This is a genomic window from ANME-2 cluster archaeon, from assembly GCA_014237145.1.
Lineage (GTDB): Archaea > Halobacteriota > Methanosarcinia > Methanosarcinales > Methanocomedenaceae > Methanocomedens_A.
In genome coordinates, this window is record JAAXOC010000100.1 from 1 (window position 1) to 20,787 (window position 20,787).

24 protein-coding genes and 1 pseudogene are annotated in these 20,787 nt (G+C 43.9%); 7 read left to right on the top strand and 18 right to left on the bottom strand.

Annotated features, from left to right (window positions below):
• Positions 1–149: 149 nt before the first annotated feature.
• Positions 150–710 carry a hypothetical protein gene (locus tag HF974_13575; GenBank protein ID MBC2699331.1) on the bottom strand — a complete coding sequence of 187 codons (561 nt, stop codon included), beginning with the start codon at positions 708–710 and terminating at the stop codon, positions 150–152.
• Between the two features lie 281 nt (positions 711–991).
• Between HF974_13575 and ccsA the strand changes: the two genes are divergently transcribed.
• The gene (gene ccsA / locus HF974_13580) at positions 992–1,765 is read left to right on the top strand and encodes a cytochrome c biogenesis protein CcsA (GenBank protein MBC2699332.1); all 774 of its coding nucleotides are present in this window, start codon (positions 992–994) and stop codon (positions 1,763–1,765) included.
• Between the two features lie 223 nt (positions 1,766–1,988).
• Here the strand turns inward: ccsA and HF974_13585 are convergent, their stop codons facing one another.
• The 3 genes from HF974_13585 to HF974_13595 form a co-directional block, all read right to left on the bottom strand.
• Positions 1,989–2,519 (bottom strand): tRNA (cytidine(56)-2'-O)-methyltransferase, encoded by a 531-nt coding sequence (locus tag HF974_13585; protein MBC2699333.1) that lies wholly within the window; start codon positions 2,517–2,519, stop codon positions 1,989–1,991.
• Positions 2,520–2,538: 19 nt separating this feature from the next.
• Complete coding sequence (locus HF974_13590) at positions 2,539–3,774, bottom strand: MBL fold metallo-hydrolase (GenBank protein MBC2699334.1); 1,236 nt, start codon at positions 3,772–3,774, stop codon at positions 2,539–2,541.
• Between the two features lie 280 nt (positions 3,775–4,054).
• A complete protein-coding gene (locus tag HF974_13595) occupies positions 4,055–4,819 on the bottom strand; it encodes a DUF1624 domain-containing protein (protein ID MBC2699335.1) in 765 nt (254 codons plus the stop codon).
• A 373-nt stretch (positions 4,820–5,192) separates the two neighbouring features.
• On the opposite strand from HF974_13595, the gene HF974_13600 reads away from it, so the two are divergent.
• Positions 5,193–5,342, top strand: a complete 150-nt coding sequence (locus HF974_13600; protein MBC2699336.1) for a hypothetical protein — start codon at positions 5,193–5,195, stop codon at positions 5,340–5,342.
• Positions 5,343–5,570: 228 nt separating this feature from the next.
• Positions 5,571–5,723 carry a hypothetical protein gene (locus HF974_13605; protein MBC2699337.1) on the top strand — a complete coding sequence of 51 codons (153 nt, stop codon included), beginning with the start codon at positions 5,571–5,573 and terminating at the stop codon, positions 5,721–5,723.
• A 199-nt stretch (positions 5,724–5,922) separates the two neighbouring features.
• On the opposite strand, the gene HF974_13610 is transcribed toward HF974_13605, so the two are convergent.
• From HF974_13610 to HF974_13630, 5 genes are all read right to left on the bottom strand, one after another.
• Positions 5,923–6,294: a DUF2283 domain-containing protein gene (locus tag HF974_13610; protein ID MBC2699338.1), complete on the bottom strand. Its 372-nt coding sequence runs from the start codon at positions 6,292–6,294 to the stop codon at positions 5,923–5,925.
• Positions 6,295–6,296: 2 nt separating this feature from the next.
• On the bottom strand, positions 6,297–6,608 hold the full coding sequence (locus HF974_13615) for a hypothetical protein (GenBank protein ID MBC2699339.1): 312 nt from the start codon (positions 6,606–6,608) through the stop codon (positions 6,297–6,299).
• A gap of 102 nt (positions 6,609–6,710) precedes the next feature.
• A complete protein-coding gene (locus HF974_13620) occupies positions 6,711–6,857 on the bottom strand; it encodes a hypothetical protein (GenBank protein ID MBC2699340.1) in 147 nt (48 codons plus the stop codon).
• A gap of 189 nt (positions 6,858–7,046) precedes the next feature.
• On the bottom strand, positions 7,047–7,406 hold the full coding sequence (locus HF974_13625; GenBank protein ID MBC2699341.1) for a DUF5615 family PIN-like protein: 360 nt from the start codon (positions 7,404–7,406) through the stop codon (positions 7,047–7,049).
• Complete coding sequence (locus HF974_13630; protein MBC2699342.1) at positions 7,403–7,639, bottom strand: DUF433 domain-containing protein; 237 nt, start codon at positions 7,637–7,639, stop codon at positions 7,403–7,405. The genes HF974_13625 and HF974_13630 overlap by 4 nt, the downstream gene beginning before the upstream one ends.
• Positions 7,640–7,668: 29 nt before the next feature.
• Here HF974_13630 and HF974_13635 point away from each other — a divergent pair, with 29 nt between their 5' ends.
• On the top strand, positions 7,669–7,875 hold the full coding sequence (locus HF974_13635) for a hypothetical protein (GenBank protein MBC2699343.1): 207 nt from the start codon (positions 7,669–7,671) through the stop codon (positions 7,873–7,875).
• Positions 7,876–8,083: 208 nt separating this feature from the next.
• On the opposite strand, the gene HF974_13640 is transcribed toward HF974_13635, so the two are convergent.
• From HF974_13640 to HF974_13655, 4 genes are all read right to left on the bottom strand, one after another.
• Positions 8,084–8,671 carry a hypothetical protein gene (locus HF974_13640; GenBank protein ID MBC2699344.1) on the bottom strand — a complete coding sequence of 196 codons (588 nt, stop codon included), beginning with the start codon at positions 8,669–8,671 and terminating at the stop codon, positions 8,084–8,086.
• Between the two features lie 174 nt (positions 8,672–8,845).
• The gene (gene proC / locus HF974_13645; GenBank protein ID MBC2699345.1) at positions 8,846–9,655 is read right to left on the bottom strand and encodes a pyrroline-5-carboxylate reductase; all 810 of its coding nucleotides are present in this window, start codon (positions 9,653–9,655) and stop codon (positions 8,846–8,848) included.
• Between the two features lie 16 nt (positions 9,656–9,671).
• A complete protein-coding gene (locus tag HF974_13650; protein MBC2699346.1) occupies positions 9,672–11,534 on the bottom strand; it encodes an aldehyde ferredoxin oxidoreductase family protein in 1,863 nt (620 codons plus the stop codon).
• Positions 11,531–12,079, bottom strand: coding sequence for a 4Fe-4S dicluster domain-containing protein (locus HF974_13655; GenBank protein MBC2699347.1), 549 nt, complete (start codon positions 12,077–12,079; stop codon positions 11,531–11,533). The genes HF974_13650 and HF974_13655 overlap by 4 nt, the downstream gene beginning before the upstream one ends.
• Positions 12,080–12,203: 124 nt before the next feature.
• On the opposite strand from HF974_13655, the gene HF974_13660 reads away from it, so the two are divergent.
• The 3 genes and pseudogenes from HF974_13660 (at position 12,204) to HF974_13670 (ending at position 16,206) form a co-directional block, all read left to right on the top strand.
• Positions 12,204–12,878 carry a metal-dependent transcriptional regulator gene (locus HF974_13660; protein MBC2699348.1) on the top strand — a complete coding sequence of 225 codons (675 nt, stop codon included), beginning with the start codon at positions 12,204–12,206 and terminating at the stop codon, positions 12,876–12,878.
• Between the two features lie 67 nt (positions 12,879–12,945).
• Positions 12,946–14,880: pseudogene (gene feoB, locus HF974_13665) on the top strand (ferrous iron transport protein B).
• 417 nt (positions 14,881–15,297) lie between these two features.
• On the top strand, positions 15,298–16,206 hold the full coding sequence (locus HF974_13670) for an Rpn family recombination-promoting nuclease/putative transposase (protein MBC2699349.1): 909 nt from the start codon (positions 15,298–15,300) through the stop codon (positions 16,204–16,206).
• Positions 16,207–16,385: 179 nt separating this feature from the next.
• On the opposite strand, the gene HF974_13675 is transcribed toward HF974_13670, so the two are convergent.
• The 5 genes from HF974_13675 to HF974_13695 all read right to left on the bottom strand — a co-directional run bounded on the left by HF974_13675 (position 16,386) and on the right by HF974_13695 (position 20,787).
• A complete protein-coding gene (locus HF974_13675) occupies positions 16,386–17,342 on the bottom strand; it encodes a DNA polymerase subunit beta (protein ID MBC2699350.1) in 957 nt (318 codons plus the stop codon).
• A gap of 97 nt (positions 17,343–17,439) precedes the next feature.
• The gene (locus HF974_13680) at positions 17,440–19,113 is read right to left on the bottom strand and encodes a hypothetical protein (GenBank protein ID MBC2699351.1); all 1,674 of its coding nucleotides are present in this window, start codon (positions 19,111–19,113) and stop codon (positions 17,440–17,442) included.
• Between the two features lie 156 nt (positions 19,114–19,269).
• Entirely contained in the window at positions 19,270–19,644 is a 375-nt protein-coding gene (locus HF974_13685; protein ID MBC2699352.1) for a hypothetical protein, read from the bottom strand.
• Between the two features lies 1 nt (position 19,645).
• Complete coding sequence (locus HF974_13690; protein MBC2699353.1) at positions 19,646–20,320, bottom strand: hypothetical protein; 675 nt, start codon at positions 20,318–20,320, stop codon at positions 19,646–19,648.
• The gene (locus tag HF974_13695; protein MBC2699354.1) at positions 20,308–20,787 is read right to left on the bottom strand and encodes a hypothetical protein; all 480 of its coding nucleotides are present in this window, start codon (positions 20,785–20,787) and stop codon (positions 20,308–20,310) included. The genes HF974_13690 and HF974_13695 overlap by 13 nt, the downstream gene beginning before the upstream one ends.

Consider the following 20,787-nt stretch of genomic DNA (forward strand, 5'->3'; position numbering starts at 1 on the left):
ATATTTTACTTAGAATTTCAATTAAAATATTTATAAATAAATTTTTTAAAAATATACACCTTAACAATCTCATAAATCAAAAAATAACGAATATACTCTAGAATGCCAGAGCCTCAAATGAATTGAAAAAAAAGAAAAGTGGCGGGTAATTAAAACCCACCAAGTCCGCCAAGTCCAATTGCTGCGATAGATGCAATTATTACAGCCATTAGCAATGCAATGATCACTCCAAAGATTACTAATGGTAATAGTACCGCAATAGCAGATTTTACAGTGGTCAGATTGTGAACATGTTTTCCGCCTACGATATTAAGCCAGATACCATATAAACTGGCAATCCATCCGATTACGGGTATCCATGCGAAGACCTGGACTGCGCTTGAATATGATAATATCCTTACAGTACCTTCATATTCGCCTGTGCCACCAAATATCTTGAAGAATATGAACAATATTATTCCGCCGATGAACAGTCCGACAATGCCGCCAATCACAGCACCGACCAGGATTGACACTGCCGAAATAGCATCGGCGCCACTTATAATAACAGCAATAATTCCTGAAAGCAATCCAACGATTGCGAAGTTAATAGCTGCAAATGTTAATGGTTCCTGATAGCCCCCTTCTCTCGGCATTTCCGAATAAAAACCTTCAGGGTCGGTAAGAACCTTCTTTAATGTATCTACATAATTATCCAATGTATTATCCATCTTATATTTACCTCCGTTTGGTATAATAAGAGGTTTCCCCTCTTATAACAAGAATACAGTCTTTTACGGCTGTAACAAGAAAATGCTCATATCGTTCGCATTTACTTAAGTATACAAAGTTATACTCAATATACAATAAAAATTTATTTAGTGTCAAGGTATTTATACTTTGTGTACATTTATGTTGATTTTTCATTTGGAATTGCTGCTCATTCCGAAATCATTTATTATACATGAAACATCTAATGACACTGCAAATATCGCTGAAGAAGGGCTTTAGCATGGTAAAAAATATGAAAAACACTGATCGCAAGAAATACCTCTATGCTGCCACTGTTATATTTATACTTGCAGCCATCCTTATTATTTTCTTATATGCACCTGTACCTATAAACCCTGGCGAACGGGGTACATATACAGATACTGAAGGACAGGTTCTTTATGTATCCAATGATGCCCAATGGGCGAACTATGTATACAGTTTCTATATCGCATATTTCCATATCGCAATAGCCCTTACCTCATACATGGCCTTTCTGCTGGTAATGATATTCAGCATCCTCTACCTGCGGGATGGGGAACAGAAATGGGACCTTAAAGCTGCAGCATCGGCTGAGGTTGGTGTCATCTTTGCAGGACTGACCCTCATCTCAGGTTCCATATGGGCCAAGGCGGCATGGGGACACTACTGGCCGCCCGGTGATATACGGCTCAATACCTCGCTGGTACTGTTCTTCATATATATTGCTTACCTCATGGTAAGGCAAGCTGTTGACATGCCAGAGAAAAGGGCTCGTCTTAGTGCGGTATTCGGCATTATAGGTTTTATCAGCGTCCCTATCAGTTTCATGAGCATCAGGATATGGTCTGCTACCAATCATCCGACTGTACTGGGTCCGGGCGGCGGTGGAATTACAGGAAGTGCAATAATAATCCCTATGCTAATGAATATAGTCGCATTTTTCCTATTGTGTATTTCATTGATAATCTACAAAACAGATAATGTGACTTTACAGGAAGAACTTATAGCAGCCAAACAAAAGAAAGGCGTTTGATTCACCCGGCACCAGGCTGTTGATCTTGTCGGACATCCTCATCTCTATCCCCATCATCCGGTATAGCCAGAGCTTCAGGCCGAGGGAGGGGGATATCCTGGCCAGGCGCATAAGGATATTATTGTAGGTCACTCTTGCAGGGGATACTACATGCTTCCAGTACCACAGCGAATTGTATTTTCCATGTGACGGGAACCGTTCCAGTTTTCGCTGTGCTGTAACCCTATACCTCCTTTACTATTTTTCCCCGCCCGGATGGGACGATCTTCAGTGTACCTCCCTGGAATGCCTGTGTCAAAGGGTCCGTGCCCCGAATCGCATGAAGCCTGTCAAGGAACACTGCCAGGGATGCGATCTCTGAATGGGGCTGGTTTCCAACTGCCACGTTCCAGTCAGCCACCTGGTAGATATCAGGAGGGACCTTTTCAGCACCTACAACCACCATTACAGACTTTGTGCCTGATATCTCATCCAGTACACCGGGCAGGTTCTGGCCGTACATGGTCAGGTGCACCACCTTACCGCCTGAGTCCTGCCACTGTCGTACCTCCTGTTTCCACGAATCCACTGACCTGGCAAAGAAATCGCCGCCCCAACGCCCGGTCACTTCGTTTATGCTGTTAATAACACCACGGTCATCCGAAGCAAGCAGCATTCCCGACGCACCCAGAGCCCGGGCTGTCAGCCCGACATGTGTGGTGACCCGCTGGTCCCGCTCGGGCCGGTGGCCGAGCCTCAGCACTACAATATTCATGTTTTCAATAAAGGCCTGATTAAATATAAATCTGGTCACCGTTGACAGGTGATACCGCATTCACTTCCAGGTTCTGGCTTATCCATGATGCAAAACCCTGGGTATTGTCGCCGTGCATGCAAACCACAAGCTGGCAGCCGCCATTCACCTGCTGCGTGACCAGTTCCTTGAGGCTGCTGTCACCACTGTGTGCTGAGAAATCATAGAGTTCGATCTGTGCGCTGATCCGGACGGACCTGCCCCTGTCCTCGTAGTATCCCCGTTTAAGTGCCATTCTTCCGTTGGTGCCTTCTACCTGGTACCCGGTCAGTAATATCTTTGACCTTGGGTCGTCATGGATGTGCTTCAGGTAGTACAATACAGGACCCCCGTTCAACATACCTGCGGTGGTCACTATGACACAGGGTTCATCCATTAATCGTGACCGTTCCCTTGGATCCACTCTAAAAGCGTCCTTGAAAGCTTTATCAAGACGGCCCGGGTCCTTTAGGTATGAAGGATGTTTTTTGAGGAGCTTGTAGACATCCACTCCCATGCCGTCCACATAGGGCCGTATACCGTATTTTTCAAGTATCATGACCACTTCCTGGGTGCGCCCGATAGCAAAGGCAGGTATTATTGCCCATCCTCCGCCTTCCACAGTCTGTTTTATTGAATCTATAAAATCCCGCTCAAGCTTCGACCTTACTGTGTGTTCAGTACCGAAGTAGGTACTTTCCACTATTGCTATATCTGCAACTGGCAGGTTTTCGGCCGGACCAAGCAGGTTGGTGTCCCTGGTGTCTATATCACCTGTATACAGCAGGCTGCCGCTCTTGTTCTCAAGATATACGCTTGACGAACCCGGGATGTGTCCGGCGTCATACAGCATGCCTTCATAGCCTGAGGCATCAAATCCGGTGCCGTAATCTATTGAATAGGTATGCAGTTCAAAATCCCTGACATCTTCGATAATAAATGGTAGCACCTGGCCCTTTGCTCTTGCGATCTTCATGGTGTCCCTGGCCAGTAGTGATGACAGGTCTTTGGTTACTGGTGTCATGAATATGTTAGGTTTTATGTCCATTAGGTTGGGCACCACACCACAGTGGTCCAGGTGACCATGGGATACGATGACAGAATCCGGGCGCACACCACCGACCGGGTATAAGGGGGGTTCGGCAGGTTTCATGCCGTAGTCCAGCAGGACGTTATCGTCAAGTAGTATTGCAGAGCGGCCTACTTCACCGCAGCCGCCAAGGAATCGTAGGTTTATGTGTATCGCCTCTGTGATGTATGGTTTTGATTATGTAATAGTTAATTTATGTATAGGAAATTATAAACGCATTTCGATATCGATACAGGTAATTTCCTGAGTTTCAATCAAATTTTTTGACAGGATTTACAGGATATACAGGATTGGATCGTATCCTGTCAATCTTGTTTAATTTTACACGCTCTCGGATAAATGATCATTAAACACGATTCAAAGCAACAAACCGTTTTATTTAAGCATACAAAAAAAACACCAGACAATTGATGTTTGCAGGAACTCATCAAAATAGTAACCCAATATCCACAAAACCAAAAAGGTACAACAAAGCGATCAGTATTGGTTGATGGATCAGGTATATCAGTAATGATCTTCTCCCAAGCATGCAGAACAATCGTATCGGTAAAAACCCGGTGTGGTTTTTGATGTCAAATTTTCTCGTGTGATCAGGGTACAATGAATTGCCGGCAAATATGCCGATCAGGATTATGCCAAACCAAGGGAGGATCGGGAAATAGTCGAAAGTGTAGAATCCGTATGGCTTAAACCCAAGCCATAGCAACCAGGGGAAATTAAAAGCAAGGTCGCTTAAATACAGACCTGAAAATATGATGCCCGCACCTATCAGCAGGTTGTATGTGCGTAGTCCTAAAAATGGATATGCCAGTATGATCGAAAGGCCGATGAAATGAAGTATTCCGAATACAACAACGCCATCTTTCAAAAATAGCCACGTGATGAGGGTGATGATAAGACCCCATGAAAATATCCGGGCTCCTCTTTTTATGTATTTTTGATATATCTCCTGTTTCGAGATATTCTTTCCTGCTACTCTTGAGTGACTTAGGGTCAGGGATATTCCAACAACAAAAATGAACATAATGGCAGATGTACGCCCTACAAAGGACCATAGTCCTGAATGGAGATTAAAATTGTAGTTACCAAAGTAATTGAAGTCATATAGTGCATGAAAAATAATCATCAGGAGTATCGCAATTCCGCGAAGGAAGTCAATTTCCCAGAATCTTTTGTCTGCAAACTTATCCATCACATTTACCTCAATCTATGTTGCTTTAAGCCGAGACCGTCACATTACATGTTGGTATTATCAAACTAACCGCAGACGAACGCAGATAAACGCGGATACGCTACCTGAAAATCTGTGTTCATCTGTGTTTATCTGTGGTTTAATTAAATTCACCAACACGAATTGTAACGGTCTCTTTAAGCCACACAAGATATATAGGTGGTACGAAACAAAAAAAATGATAATGGGTTGAATGTTCCATACACACAATTTCGATAGACCACGATTTTCCCAGAGAATGCGAGTGATCAGATTAAATTGTTACTAAAATATTGTAGAATGGAATTATATTGCGAAGGCAGTGGCACCAGAAGAATTAATGGAGGTGTAATCCATGTGGAAAGACCCAATTGTCCAAGATGTCCGCAAAGCATGTGAAGAGCTTGCAAAACATGCAAATTATGACCTGCATATCTTCTTTGAAAACCTGCGAAATAATGAAAAGAAACGAAATTATAAAGTGATTTCGAGAATAAAGCAATAATAGACATTTAAGGATATCATACATCAATAACAGTGTATTATCATTAAATATTCGCAAAATGTTAACCAAATCCCACCCCACTTATGCTTGCAGTTCATCGCATTGCCCGATCTCCATCCTATGGATGCCTCAGACTTGTATGATGCAAATAATAAAAATCAGTAAAAAACAACAGTTCACAATCCCAGACCAATTCCAGAAAAAATCGAACATCATAGAGGCAGTGAAATGTTAATTGAAACGCAGGATAACGAACTTATTATACATCCTCTTGTATCGGACCCCATAAAAGAAGGATTTGGCTTATTTGGAAAAGAAACACTGGACAGTCGTGAACTAAAAATGTTTGCACAAACATCTCGTGTAATATCCAAAGTTTGATACCGATTTTGATCGTGTTGAATATTTCACAAGGTCAGGAATTTAATCCCTCAACCTCTCCCGCCCCACAAACACCTTTTCAATCACCCCATCAAGCCCCCTGGCCTTCTTTACATCACTTTTCCAAGCGGATTCCATTAACTTGTGCATCCTTCAAAGCTAAAAATGGGTATAGAAAAATATTCGAACTGAACCTAAATCAACAAGTAACAGCAATTCCTTGTGTGCTAGATGGAAGATTCATGGTATTTAATGTAAGTGCGTTCAAATTTGTATCAATTAATTTGTTTCTTTTATAATATTCCATCTTCATTCGTACATCTATGTTTTCTTTGCTAATTATTATAGTCGCATCAAAATTTTTAATGTTAAGGAGGTCAGCTTTTGAAATGTTGAATTTTTCAGATGCATCTAGAATTTCAATGCCTGTTAAATAATCTTCTTCATTAAAATCAAGAATAACACCTTCTAATTCAACGGAAGACTTGTACTTTTTGTCTTCTCCATAAAAGAAAATACTATCATTTTGGAGATCGTAATCGTATTTGCTTAATTTTGACTTTCTTACCATCTTTAACGTCTCCTTTTCTTAGAGTACTCTTTATAGCATGTCACCAAATTAATAGTAAATGGTTTTGGAGTTATTACATTTAAAACAATTATTAGATCGTAATTTTTGTCTAACTCATAACATAATCTAAATTTTGTGTCATCTTGCTTTGAGATGCAAACTGGCTTTTCATTGATAATTGTTTCATCTATACTGTTTAATTTTAACTGTATATTATCTTTACGTTGATCAACTCTTTTCTCAAAGTGGATCGTTTTATGTAGATTAGTTTTATCAATTTGTGATAGACAAACTAAAACATCATCTATATCCAAAATATAGCCACCTTGTTATTAATTGACTGAGTTCAATCTGTTTATAGTATTTAAGATTAATTAAAATATTATGCATAATGCACCTTTCATGAGGTGGGGAATTTAACCCCTCAACCTCTCCCGCTCCCCGAACACCTTTTCAATCCCCCCATTAAGCCCCCGGGCCTTCTTTACATCACTTTTCCAACCGGATTCCATTATCTTGCGAAGTTCCCGATGGTACGGACGGCCATCATCTCTGGGCTCCAAGCTGTTACCATGGCTCTGTGGGTGCTGGCTGGGATGTGTTTGAGAAGTATGTCTCAGCACACAATACATATGAGCATAATAGGAGGTAAATACAGAAAAATCGCTATTTACAGGTCCGGAACATTTGTCAGGGGTATACTGGTGACGCGTCCTTGGATGGATATCTTAACATTGTGCTCCTCAGTCTGATTAGCTCCCCCCACCAGTCCGCCACACACTTTGCATCACATCCCGCATCACAACCAGCGAATCACGCCACTCCTCTGCCGTAAATAAAGCCATTGCTTGCATGACGCGCTCGTGAATCTTGTATCGATTCGGCTGTTTGAGGCGCACAATCAGAATGCCGTGGTGGAGTTCCTCACGATGATGCGTAAACCCCTTGTCTGTTGTGATCAACAATCGCCCTTCTTGCTGAGCTATCTCCCAGAGAGCATCATCGGTCATACCCATCTGCGCTGTGCCGCGAATGTCTCGCACGTCGTGCCCCATTTCACGCAGCACCCGAACGGTCATCAATGGTATGTTTTCGTCCACGAAAATCTTCATACTGCACTCGCCAACGCCTCAATGGGAGTAACTTGCTCTTCAGCCAGTGACGCTGCGTAGTCAAGACAAGTAAAAATATCCTTCCGTTCGAGTGAAGGATATTCTTCCAGGAGTTCCTCAATTGTGTCTCCATTGGCCAGCATGTGTATGATCTGGTGGACAGGAATACGGGTCCCTTTGATGCAAGCCTGCCCGTGGCAAATCTTTGGATTGATTGAAATACGGGGATACATAACATCACCTAATAAACTTTGACAACAACATGAAGATAATTGCAGATAACGGTTTTGGTGTATACGAAGTTCCACCGAAGCTTATGGCTGAACTCCGATCATCGTTTACCTCTCTTCATTATTCTTCTGTAATCAACTTGCATCTGATGTCAATGGCGTGCCTTGAAGCATTAAAAGAAAAAGACAAAAAAACAGTTCACAATCCCAAGCCAATTGCAGAAAGAATCCAACATTAAAGAGGGCAGTGAAATGTTAATTGAAACACAAAATAACGAACTTATCATACATCCTTTTGTATCGGACCCCATAAAAGAAGTATCCGCCTTATTCGAAAAAGAAACACTGGACAGCCGTGAACTAAAAATGTTTGCAGAAACATCTCGTGTAATATCCAAAGTTCAACACCAATTTTAATCGTATTGAATATACCACAAACTCAGGAATTTAACCCCTCAACCTCTCCCGCTCCCCGAACACCTTTTCAATCTCCCCATCAAGCCCCCCGGCCTTCTTCACATCCCCCTTCCCGCCGGTCTCAATGATCTTGCGCAGCTCCCGCCGGTACGGACCCAGCCGCCGCCCGATACGCACATAATCATCCTGCGAGATACTCTTCTTACCCTCAAGTTCCTCCCCTGATATCAATTCGATCCTGGCCTTTATCATCTCAAGCTTTTCACCGAAATTTCCGGCATCCTTTCTGGACGCAGCCTTCTTTGTTTTCTTTCCTGCTGTCCGCTTCTTCCCGGTCTTTTTACCATCCAGTACCGCAGAAAGTTCCTCGACCAGCGCCGCCGTATCCTCACCTTTTTGGGTCAGCTCCACTCGTTTCACACGGTTATCGCTGCCGTCCTGTTCGAATATGACAATTCCCTGCTCTTCCAGCTTGCCCAAAATATTGGTAGTATGCGAAAAAGTAGACTCGATCTCCCTGGAAATAACAGATGCGTAGGTTCCACCCTCCCTACTTACAGCAAGCAGTACCCTTGCAGGCTTTTGCTGCAGGATCAGGTTGAAAGCATCGTTATCCATATATCCTCCCTATTTGCGAGACTTTGTATTATTTCCTGGAACGGTTTATAACCACAGAGTCACAGAGAAAACAGAGAAAACAGAGAAAACAATAACGCTCTGTGTGCCTCTGTGGTTTGTCATCTTTGCCTTGATCCATTTATTATACTTGATCAGAATAAATTAAAATGTCTCCTATTTGCCAAGTTCCCTGGACCTTTCGGATGCAGCTATCACCGCACTCATAACAGCACCCCTGACCTTCCTCTTCTCAAGCGCCTCAATACCCCTGATAGTAGTACCGCCAGGAGAGGTCACCATATCCTTCAATTCACCCGGATGCTGGCCAGACTCCAGTACCATCTTTGCCGCACCCAGCACGGTCTGGGCCGCTAACGTCTGCGCCGTAATCCTGTCCAGTCCCTGGTGCACGCCGCCATCTGCCAGTGCCTCTATTATCATAAAAACAAATGCAGGTCCGCTGCCGGATAGCCCGGTAACAGCATCCATCAGGTGCTCATCCACAACAACAGTCCGGCCCACTGAACCCAGTATCTTCCGGGTGGTTTCCACGTCCGCTTCAGTAGCTGCATCTCCCGGACATATAGCCGAAGCAGCCTCGCCAACTGTGGCGCAGATGTTAGGCATGACCCTTACAATCCGGGTCCCTCCAGGCAGTTCATCAGCCAGGCTGTCGATATTCACACCCGCTGCAATAGAGATGAACAGGTGCTCCTTTATGATTGATTCCTTGATACCCTGCAGCACATACCTGATTATCTGGGGCTTCACTGCAAGTACGACCACATCCGCCTTCTCCAGTGTATGCAGGTTATCGCAGGAAACAACAATTCCCAGTTCCTCTGCCATCGTACTTAGTTTCTGCTCATCAATATCACTGGCACATACCCTTTCAGGTTTCACCAGGCCGGCATTTATCATGCCCCTGATAAGTGCCTCCCCCATCTTACCTGTTCCAATAAATCCTATGGTCAAGTTTTTCATCTAAATCACTTCCGGTTTACTCTGCCTTTCGCTTAGGCTTCATATACTCTATAGCATCCTCAAGACCGCTGGCTTTCAGCGTCTCATCCGTGGGTATGCCATCATTATCCCAGCCCCTGCGCTGGTAATATATATCCAGTATCTCCCTGAACTCATCCCTGTTCAACACCTTTCCCGCATGGGGACCCGTCTTGATCGGGTCATTGAACACCCGTTCAGGCGGCCTGTCATCATCCCTGGTCAGTCCCAGCCTGATATTGATAGCACGGGTCAGGTTGTATACATCATTACTTAGTTTCAATAGTTCTTCCAGTGTGAACTCAATACCTACAGCCGCACTAAAGAACTCGGCATAGGTATTCTCATCAAATCCCAGTTCTATCCAGGGCAGCCTGCACACACCCAGCATATCGAACAGGGGACGTACGGTCTGGTGATATATGACCAGATCTGCCTTTTCGTTAAGGTCCCAGTTGCATCCCATCTCCAGTTCTTTTGCAACAGGCCAGGCTCTTGCATGGTGTGCCCCAATATCTGAAGTGGCATATCCCAGCGCCATGGTTATGGCAACCCTGGCATCGTATGCAGACTGGTCCAGTCCCTTCACATGGTTTACAATGGGTGCCAGTTGAGGCCAGCGTTCTATCACGCCATATGCACCCTCTGCCAGTGTATCACCAACACCTTCCCTGAAGGCTATCTTGCGTATCATTTCCATGACACTTTCGTCATCGCCCCAGTTCAGTGCCATGCCGTCCAGGTCTTCCAGTGTGACCAGGTCTTTCTCATAGGCCTCTATCATGACACTGATGAGGCTGCCTGCTGTAATGGTATCTATACCGTATTCGTCACACAGGTAGTTGGCCCTGAGTATGGCACTAAAATCACTAACACCTACATTGGAGCCGAACATGGCAGCAGTCTCGTATTCGGGGCCCTCGATGACCGTGCCCGCATACTTTCCGTCCTTGACCAGGTTCACATTACCACAGGCCATGGGACAGCCAAAACAGGCAGTATCACCAATCTTGTATTCCAGTTCCATGACGTCGCCGTTTATCTTATCAGCTTCCTCGAAATGGGTATCCTTGAAGTTGTGTGTGGGTATGATGCCTGCCGTATTGGCATAATCGATGACACTCATCAGGCCCTGGCGCTGCCAGAACTCGAACAGGTTGTGCCTGGAAAGTTTCTTGAATGATTTGTCACTGATTCCGGTAAGGCGTTTCAGGTCTGCAACAGGCAGGTCCCTGGTGCCCCTTATGGCAATGGCTTTCAGGTTCTTTGAACCCAGAATGGCACCCATGCCGGTACGTCCGGCATTGCGTCCCCAGTCAGCAGTAATACACGCCATTTTGACCATTTTCTCACCGGCAGGACCGATCGATGCCACCTTCACGGTCTCATCACCGATATCCTCACGCAACTGGTGTTCGGTCTCTATGCTGCCCATACCTGCATAGTTTTCAGCACTCTTTAACTGGATATCATCATCATCTATCCAGAGGTAGGATAACTCGGGTGCCTTACCCTTGATAACCATTGCATCGAATCCTGCCTGGCGCAGTTCCACTCCGAACATGCCGCCTATATTACTGTCCCCGTATATGCCTGTGGTCGGGCTGATGGAACAAATGGATGTTTTTCCGGCTGATGGCAGGTATAATCCTGACAGAGGGCCGGGAGCTATTACGATGATATTTTCGGGGCTTAAGGGGTCAGTATCCTCTTTCAAGTGCTCCCATACCAGCCTGGCACCCCAACCTCTTCCACCTATGTATTTTAAGGCAAACTCCTCATCTACTTCTTCTACATAGGTTTTGCACTCGTTCAGGTCAACATGCAGGACCTTCATGAAATATCCGCCATTAATGCTCACCTGGAATCACCTCTTGTACCGCCGGTCTCTATCTCGGCGTATCTCAGTTTTTTCTTCTCACCATGCTCAAAATATTCTACTTCCTGCATATTGGCATACTGTAATGCTGATGCTAAGCGGTGTGCCTGACCCAGGGTATGCTCGGGGACATACAGGATGGCTTTTTTGGGACATGCTGCTACGCACTTTGGGTTGCCGCCGCACATGTCGCATTTGAATGGTGTGTCGATATCTTCATGCACGAATATGGCACCGATATGACATGCGCTCACACAGGCATGGCAGGAGATACACCTATCCTCCAGTATGGTTACCACACCATCTGTGACCACAATGGCATCGGTGGGACATGCATCCCTGCATTTCGGCTTCTTGCACTGCTCACATACTATGGGCATCTTGATAACAGGATGCGGATAAAGTGAAATGACTCTTATGTTAGCCTTTTTTGGATTGTTAACACCGGCATGGGATATGGCACATACAAGTTCACACACCCTGCAGCCGGAACATCTTTCCGGTATCACTGTCAGCTTTTTGCGCAATTTATTTCACCTATATAAAATTTTAGTTATATTATATTATAACTATTACTTATTAGTTCTCTGGATACCTACTTTCACAAACTATATACTTAGGAAAGCCTAAACATGTCGCAGTGTATTTACAATGACAAACGAACGAATTGAAGAATATCTTGAAACCATACTTTACCTTACCAATAAAAACAAGGGTCCTGCAAAGACTAACCAGATAGCTGAAGAATTAAAACTCTCACCCCCAAGTGTTACTGAGATGATCCGGAAACTTTCCGGATCCGGTTATATTAAATACACACCTTACCACGGCGTAACCCTAACCTCAAAAGGATGCACTGAAGCAATGAGGATCAAACGCCGCCATCAACTGCTTGAAACCTTCCTTGTTGACGTACTGGATCTGGACCCTAAGTTTGCCCATACAGAAGCCTGTGAAATGGAACATTCCATCTCAGAGACAACACTTGAAAAGATGTGCGCCTACATGGGGCATCCGGAAATATGCCCTGACGGGAATCCCATCGGCCATGGTGAATGCTGTCCTACCAAAGCGCCCAACGCATCATATCGTGATTATATTCCGCTGTCAGAATTAAAAGAAGGTGAGCAAGGCACCATTAAGATCATATCCTTAACCAGGGAGATAAAAGACAGGCTGTCGTCCATAGGCCTCATACCTGACCAGGAGATACAGGTGAAACGAAAACTGGGGGAGGGCACCCTCTCTATCACAGCCATGGGCACCGAAGTTGCTGTGGGGAAAAATATAGCCAGCAAGATAATGGTCCAGAGCCATGGGGCGTGAATAATAATTGAGCTCCTGTTGTAATACCGATACCGATACAAACATTAATTCCGATGCTACCACCCCCATTACCATTGCACTGGTAGGCAACCCGAACGTGGGCAAGAGTGCTTTCTTCTCCAGGCTTACCGGTGTAGGTGTGGAAGTATCCAACTATCCGGGCACAACCGTAGAGATCATTAAAGGCACCTTGAAACATGAAGGTGAGTCCATCAATGTTGTAGATCTGCCAGGTATCTATTCATTATCAGCATCCACTGAAGATGAAAAGGCAGCCATGAATTACCTGATCAGGGAACGCCCTGATGTGGTAATAAATATTATTGATGCCACCAGGCTTGCCAGGAACCTTAACCTGACACTGCAGCTGCTTGAGATCGACATACCCATGGTAGTAGCATTAAACCAAGTAGATGCGGCTGAGCAGATGGGTATCAAGATCGATGTGGAGGCATTGGAGGCAGAACTGGGAGTGCCCGTGATCCCCACCATTGCTATTCGCGGCAAGGGTATTGATACTGCCCTGCACAGGGCAATTGAGGTGATACGTCCCCTGCCTGTTGAATTACCACACTTCGGGCGCAAACGGTGCAGACGCTGCCAGGTGAAATACGACGACCATGTAGAGCAGGCTATTGAAACAATTAGGGAGCAAATTCCTGACATCAGCCGTGGCATCTGTATCAGGGCTCTCGAAGGTGACCGCGACTTCATTAAAGGATTCTGCGAATATCCGGAACAAGTGATGGAAGCCGCCACTATACCGCCCGGGATCGAGGAAACCCACGGCCAGCCCATCAAGGATACCATCATAAAGGACCGCTATGGCGAAGCCGGTGCCATTGAGCAGACTGCCCAGGAAAAGCATCAGGTGCCAAGGCAATTCATTGACCGGATAGATGAAATACTGACATCCAGCCGCTGGGGGCTGCCGATATTTGCCGTGCTGATGCTAACAATGTTCTATGTAGTATTCAAGGTGGGCGGGTATCTGGAGACACTTATCATCGATATTTTCCAAACGTACCTGATAACTCCGGTATCTTTGGCATTGAGCGGGGTACACCCGCTGGTTGTAAGCGCTATAATCTTCGGACTGCTGGGCATGGAAGCGGGGCTTGCTATTGTAATACCCTTTATAGGCACGTTCTACATCTTCCTGTCGGTGATGGAGGATACGGGATACCTGCCAAGGGCAGCATTCCTGCTGGACCGGTACATGCACAGGTTGGGACTGCACGGCCGCGCTATCATCCCCATGCTGCTGGGATACGGGTGCAATGTCCCTGCCATTATTGCGGCCCGCACCCTTAACACCCACAGGGAGCGCATCATCACTATAACCATGGTCGCACTGACGCCCTGTTCTGCGCGGACGGTAATAATCATGGGGCTTGTGGGTGTCTTTGTTGGATTCTGGGCTGCTATGTCCATCTATTTCATCGAACTGGTGATCATACTGCTGACTGGGTGGATGCTGGGTAAAGGGCTGCCTGGGAAGCAAATGGGCTTTATCATGGAAATGCCGCCACTGCGGTACCCTGATATGCAGGTGATAGTGAAAAAGACTTGGTTCAGGATGAACGGGTTCGTTTATGTGGCATTCCCTATACTGATAGTGGGCAGCAGCATTCTGGGCGTGGTTGATGAGCTGGGCATGCTGGCAGTATTCGAGGACATGTTAAGTTCTGTATTCGTATGATTCCTGGGGCTGCCGGCATTTGCTGCGACGGCATTCATATTTGGCATCCTGCGTAAGGAGATGGCACTTGAGATACTGGCTGTACTGGCTGGTAAGGCTGTGTTCATTGATGTGATGACACCCCTGCAGATATACGTATTCGCACTGGTGGCAACTATCTATGTTCCCTGCGCTGCTACCATAGCAGTGATAGGTAAGGAACTTGGATGGCGCAATATGGTGCTTATCTCCGGATTCACTATTGTACTGTCTATTGCGGTAGGTGGTGCTGCCAATTTCCTTGGGCTGGCGCTGCTGTAAAAAAAATAGTGGGATAAAAGCCAGAGCCTGGCCGCGATGCCTTTGAAAACTGCCTCGTTTTTTTTTAATATCCTGCGGCGGCAGGTATGATAGTAAGGGTTGTATCTGCTGCGATGTCCCTGCCATATTATTAAAGTGAAGGGGTGCCGGCCCGAGTCATCAGGTCACGGAAAATTTAGGTGGTGGATAAAATATTTATCACCATTGCCATGAATTACTGCAAGGTATCCTAAGCACCTCATATGATGTCCAGGAAAAAACCGAATTGACTCAATTCTAGGAGGATAAAAGGAAAAGGAGGATCGGAGGCTTTTGATGATAGTTCAAAATTGATCGAATACTTTCACCATGCTTAGCTAACCACTATTACCAATATAGCCGTTATACAGGGATAGCAATACAGCAGGTGGAAATAGATTGCAGAAAACTTATGACATTACTCTTAAATTTTTATCGAGTAAGTTCCCGGAACATTTCGTGAGCCTCATCTTCGATGAGTTTGAAGGTGATGTTATGCCTCTGGATAAGGAATTGCCGTTTAGTGGACATGATTCTGACTATGTTGTCAAAATTGAGGACAAACGTGCTGATTGTGAAGATGACAAATTCATTTTGCATATTGAATTCCAGAGTACACGTGATTCGAATATGCCGCTGCGTATGATGTCGTACTATGCCAGAATTGTTGATAAATACGGGTTACCGGTTTATCCGGTGGTGATATACCTGAATTCAGACAATTTCGGACCCAATACTCCTGATACGTATGTGAATTCAATATATAATGAAGAGATTATGAGATTTAAGTACAGGGTGTTGAAAGTCTGGGAAATGGATCCGAAGATGATCATCGATAAGGATTTATACGGTTTGTTCCCAATACTTCCATTAACAAATCATGGAAATACAAATGATAATAAATGTTTGGAAGCATGCTTTGACCTGATACAGAACGCCGATATAAAAGATGGGGCTTTAAAAGCGGATATGTCTGTATGCACCGGCGTACTGGCAGGATTGAGATACCCGAAGGAATTAATTAAAAGCTTGATGAAGGTGGAGATAATGCAAGAATCAGTAATATATCAGGATATTCTCAATGAAGGAATTGAGAAAGGAAAGAAAGAAGGAATTGAGGAAGGAAAGAAAGAAGGAATGGAAGAAAGCATCATTTCTGTATTATCAGCCAGGTTTGGAAACATTTCCACTAATATGGTTGATATGATCCATCATATCAAGAACAAGTCCAGGCTGAATGAACTTTTAAAATTAGCAGCTACGAGCAGGACCATTACCGAATTTGAACAGAAGATACGAACTGCGTAGTTTTTTCGCAGCTCCTTATCTTATTTTTAATGTGGCAATACGAGAGTATAATCAAGGACATTATATTCATTACATATCATATGACTACTTTGCGCTCATTGCGTACTTTGCTGTAATGAATGTTTGAATAGCATTATGTTAAATTTCTCCCGCTGCTTGAGATACAGTTCAGTATATTACTATTTACCAGAAGACCCAAGCAGGGTCAGCGAGCGGATCCATTCACCTTTTGGTTCCCTGCTTGTACCCACAACCAGCCGCATGTGGCCATTCACCTCTTCCACCATGCCCCTGGCCTCTATGGTCTCGCCTGCCAGTGCCTGCCCGGCATAGGTATGGGTGTAAGATAACACATACCCGATCTCTGGATGGTCCACTTTATAGACTGAGGGGCTGTCAAAAGCCAGTTCCGAATCCGTTACCACTGCCTCTATGGTCTCATGACCCAGGTCAGTGCCCCTGCCCAGTGGTTTACTGACCTGGTCCCAGTCCCTGACAAAGAGCAGGTCGAAATATGTATCTCCAACCATTCCCCTGTTACCTTTTCTCATCTCATGGAGTTTGAACTCCCCGAAATCGATCTCAGGAATTCGCTTATTGTAGATACGCTCCCACATTCCCTCGTCCAGGTGCTCGATGCTGCTGTGGGGATCGTCCTTTGCCCGGGCTATTATATCCCTGGCCCTGAACCACTGTGGACCGTATACCACAAGATCAATGTCAGAACCACTTATCTGTAATCCGGGCAGAAATGACCCTGTTACTCCTATACTGTCCATGGGAATCCCGGCCTTAAGCAGGGTATTGGTTATCTCTTCAGTCCTTGGGTCCAGGCGCCATATCTCTGCCAGCCGGTCTGTGGGGCTCAATACACGTTCGACCTGGTCCCAGGGTATGATATGGACGTCCTGCACCCACTCTGGCTTGTGGATGTCCATGTAATCATATGCCTCGTCAAAATCGTATTTCCGGTAATTCCGGTTGCCGTCTGTACGCTCGCCTTTTGGGTCCGGTACATAGCGAAGCACGCCCCTGACACCATCGGGATGGTGGTAATCGGCTGATGAGAATATCCACCCGTCCCTGGTGACAATAAAATCCCTTAGACGTATTCTCGGATGATCTGAATAATTCATGCGATTTAATTGTAGATTTTAGCTTCCTTAAATATTATTATATCCGAGTTTCGCATTAAATATAAATTTCAATTGTGTAAATGAAATGTTTCCAATTTTACTTATACCACAGCACCATTCGAAGTTCCCTCATGAATCCGAGTCCACTACCCTGGTTGAGGTGGATGAGTTTATTTACGGTCACTGCTTCTCCTGTGGGATAGCCGTTGATCATCTCTTCAAATTCCGGACAATCGTCACATAACGTGCCGTCCGGATTGATCAGGTACAGATTATAATTTACATATGCCGGCATGTTGAAGCGCATGTAATCGTTGAGCTGTGTGATATTGATACCACCACAATTAGAATCGCTGTAAAGAGTATTTTTGCCATCGATTGGGAGTACATGAATTAGGATTGTGTTGGTCTCTGCCGCTGCTGCAGGGTCCGTTCCACCAGTAGTTCCATAAAATATGTAATAATCTCCTGATGTATTTGCTGTTAATTTTACATTTTGATTGCCGTTGAATGGATCTGATAACGATAATTTATTACGATCGTAGTTAGGACCGTTATATCTCTCTAAATTAATATTGAATTTATTAGTGTTCTGGGGGAATGAATTTAAACTCCCACCTAAAATAAATGTGAGGAGTGTTGAATCCCCTTCATAAATCACATACTTATCGCTAACAATCAAACCATCATCAGAAAAAATTATTCTATGTCTATTAGATGTATTCTCATCTAAGTCTATTGCTTGTATATAATATGATGCTGCCTTATTGGTAAGATCAGGAGGCCAAATATATGAAAATCGCCCTTCTCCTGCAATTAAATTGTCGAATAAATAATATTCATTGTTGGTGATGTTTGAAACTTTTATTTCAATTGTGTCAGCATCTTCAACTGTTATGTTGCCTTCAGCTTTAGAAGGATATTTCAATATTGTATTTATTTTATTCCACCCCGAGCTTAAGGGATTAGTATTATTCCAAGTAAGTTTACCAGTGACACTTGCACTACTGTTGGACAACTCCACATCAATCGTTTCATTCTCATTTATTGAAAAAAAGTAAAATGATAAAATATCATTTTGATCAAAATTATATGTAGTGCTTATAGTTTTTTTAAGCCAAAAACTTGAGCCACTATTTACAGATATCGAATGACTTTCATTAATATTACTAACATTAGTACTATTCAATCCTAAATTGCCTGATGAGGTCCACAAACTGAAATTTTCACAATCATCAACAATTATCCCATATGTCGTGTTACTCACAGGAGATTTTATAACAGTTGGTTTATAATTCAAAATCTCTATACTCAAACCGGGAACTCCCGAACCCTTTGAATCGTATACAACCCCACTTACATTCTTATCACCAGCAGCAGATATTCCACTTATATCAGTATCCAAAAAATAATGGCCAACCTTAATTGTAACATAATTTGACCACGTTGATTCATCGTCGTCAATTGCTCTTACATTATATTCACCAACAGAAGAAAAATTCGTTACCATCGTTCCATTTATGGTTCCTATATTCGTTTCAGTTTTTAATCCCAGAACTGACCTTTCAAGTGAAAGATTCTGGTATAGTATCTCAGTATAGCCCAATGTATATACTGTAAATGTGACATTCTCCCCTGGTTCCACAAATGTCTTATCTGCCACCAGGGTATAATTCCTGTAAATAAGACCGAGACCAGCCCAATATCCGGGAACAATATCTACAACTGGTGTTACTTCTATCAGGTCAAGATTATCCCTGCCTATGTTCATCAACTGCACCTTAGAATGTTCACCTGTTTTCTGCGCCACGTCAGGCAGGCTGTTGGAAAAGAACAGGACTGTACTGATAATGAGGGCAGCACCCAATATCGCCTCTAGCGTATAGGTCAAAGCGTGCTCGTTCTCGGAAAGTTTCGGTGACATTATTCACACCTCTGGCAATTCTTCTTCAATTCTAATATCTTTATCCACAAACACAATAGTGGTCTTTGAGCCATTGTCATTGTGTATGAAATCTATACTATAACCATGCAAAATGGCAAGGTCTTTCATTTCATTTTCAAACACTGTGAGATTAATTGGTTTTGAGTAATTCAAATATTCCGATTTATCGTAGATATTAATATATCGTTCCCTGACATCCTGGTAGTAATAAGTTGAGTCCATATTCTCACGATTGATAGACTTCTCGCCGGTAACAAGCGTTGAATACTCATACGATGTTATCAACACGATAGCAAGCGCTACAGTTACACATGCTATCAATATCAACTGCCCTGTTTCATCATCAAATTTCCGCATGCTACCACACCCACATGTTAATTCTGTAATGAATCACTTTATTATTATTATTATCATTAGATTTCAGATACTCACCCGTAATAGGATCCTTTATGTAAACATACCTGTCCACTGCTGATACAGTATTGAGGCGGGCCCCATTCACATTACTGAGATTTGTTTCAAGAGGTGTCGAACTAAATTGTAGTTGTCCGACCGGATGTATTTGCATATAGAAATCGTACCCTGTGAGACCCAGCGCCCTGGTGGCGTTCTCACGCTCGGCCATTGGCGTGCTAGAGTTAGGGAATTCCCACCATTTAACATTAATCTCACTGGAATTATAGCCAGGTCCCATTAAAGCCTTCACTTTTGCCACATCAAGTACTTTATGTGCCGTATCCTGATTGCCAACACTATAGACCAAACCTATATTCGTTACGTTTGAGTAGTTTCCAGATTTCCATTCATCTTCCCACTCCGGCCCCCCGGCATTCTTCGACTCCCCTATATTCTGCACTAAATTATCCGTAGCCCTTGTGGCAGTCATATACTGTTTGATACGCCAGTCCCTATCTTCATAGGATATATTTGGCATGATCATAAGTGCGCCTATCATAGCCGAAATAACAAGTACTACTGCAAACATTAGATCGATGGTGACCGATGCATTGTCATTCCTGGTTATTCTATCCAAAGCCATGCCCCTGAATTGTTCTTTATCATTTTGATGTTCATCTCACCTGATCCGCTGTACACGAGTCCCTTAGCGTTCACATGAGTGTCAATAGAATTGAGCATAGTGATGACCTCATAATTTCCCCCTTCAATGTTCACCGATGCCACACCCTCGGATGTCGCATTCTTTAGCATGATACTGTAACCTTTCCCTCCCAATGTAAGAGGTATGTCACGTTCCATGTAAATAGTGATATTGTTAGCTGTTGGGTGTGCACTTGTGATGTACATATTTGTTATATCACGGCCAATTTCACTTCCAAGGTCAGAAAATTCAGTATACATTGCCTGTTGGGATGAATGTTCAGCGCGCACGTAAAACGCACCTGTGAAGGATGCCATCAATACCATAACCAAAAATAGATTAAGAATATAACCCAGTTCGATATTAACAGCATTATCATCGTCAATGAATTTTCGAACCAT

Excerpts from the sequence above, each read along its gene's own strand:
- HF974_13695 (MBC2699354.1), bottom strand. The coding sequence starts at position 20,787 with ATGGTTCGAAAATTCATTGACGATGATAATGCTGTTAATATCGAACTG.
- ccsA (MBC2699332.1), top strand. The coding sequence starts at position 992 with ATGGTAAAAAATATGAAAAACACTGATCGCAAGAAATACCTCTATGCT.
- HF974_13575 (MBC2699331.1), bottom strand. The coding sequence starts at position 710 with ATGGATAATACATTGGATAATTATGTAGATACATTAAAGAAGGTTCTT.
- HF974_13605 (MBC2699337.1), top strand. The coding sequence starts at position 5,571 with ATGTTAATTGAAACGCAGGATAACGAACTTATTATACATCCTCTTGTA.
- HF974_13595 (MBC2699335.1), bottom strand. The coding sequence starts at position 4,819 with ATGGATAAGTTTGCAGACAAAAGATTCTGGGAAATTGACTTCCTTCGC.
- HF974_13640 (MBC2699344.1), bottom strand. The coding sequence starts at position 8,671 with ATGGATAACGATGCTTTCAACCTGATCCTGCAGCAAAAGCCTGCAAGG.
- HF974_13585 (MBC2699333.1), bottom strand. The coding sequence starts at position 2,519 with ATGAATATTGTAGTGCTGAGGCTCGGCCACCGGCCCGAGCGGGACCAG.
- HF974_13680 (MBC2699351.1), bottom strand. The coding sequence starts at position 19,113 with ATGAACATAGGCAGGGATAATCTTGACCTGATAGAAGTAACACCAGTT.
- HF974_13600 (MBC2699336.1), top strand. The coding sequence starts at position 5,193 with ATGTGGAAAGACCCAATTGTCCAAGATGTCCGCAAAGCATGTGAAGAG.
- proC (MBC2699345.1), bottom strand. The coding sequence starts at position 9,655 with ATGAAAAACTTGACCATAGGATTTATTGGAACAGGTAAGATGGGGGAG.
- HF974_13675 (MBC2699350.1), bottom strand. The coding sequence starts at position 17,342 with ATGAATTATTCAGATCATCCGAGAATACGTCTAAGGGATTTTATTGTC.
- HF974_13610 (MBC2699338.1), bottom strand. The coding sequence starts at position 6,294 with ATGGTAAGAAAGTCAAAATTAAGCAAATACGATTACGATCTCCAAAAT.
- HF974_13625 (MBC2699341.1), bottom strand. The coding sequence starts at position 7,406 with ATGAAGATTTTCGTGGACGAAAACATACCATTGATGACCGTTCGGGTG.
- HF974_13630 (MBC2699342.1), bottom strand. The coding sequence starts at position 7,639 with ATGTATCCCCGTATTTCAATCAATCCAAAGATTTGCCACGGGCAGGCT.
- HF974_13635 (MBC2699343.1), top strand. The coding sequence starts at position 7,669 with ATGAAGATAATTGCAGATAACGGTTTTGGTGTATACGAAGTTCCACCG.
- HF974_13660 (MBC2699348.1), top strand. The coding sequence starts at position 12,204 with ATGACAAACGAACGAATTGAAGAATATCTTGAAACCATACTTTACCTT.
- HF974_13685 (MBC2699352.1), bottom strand. The coding sequence starts at position 19,644 with ATGCGGAAATTTGATGATGAAACAGGGCAGTTGATATTGATAGCATGT.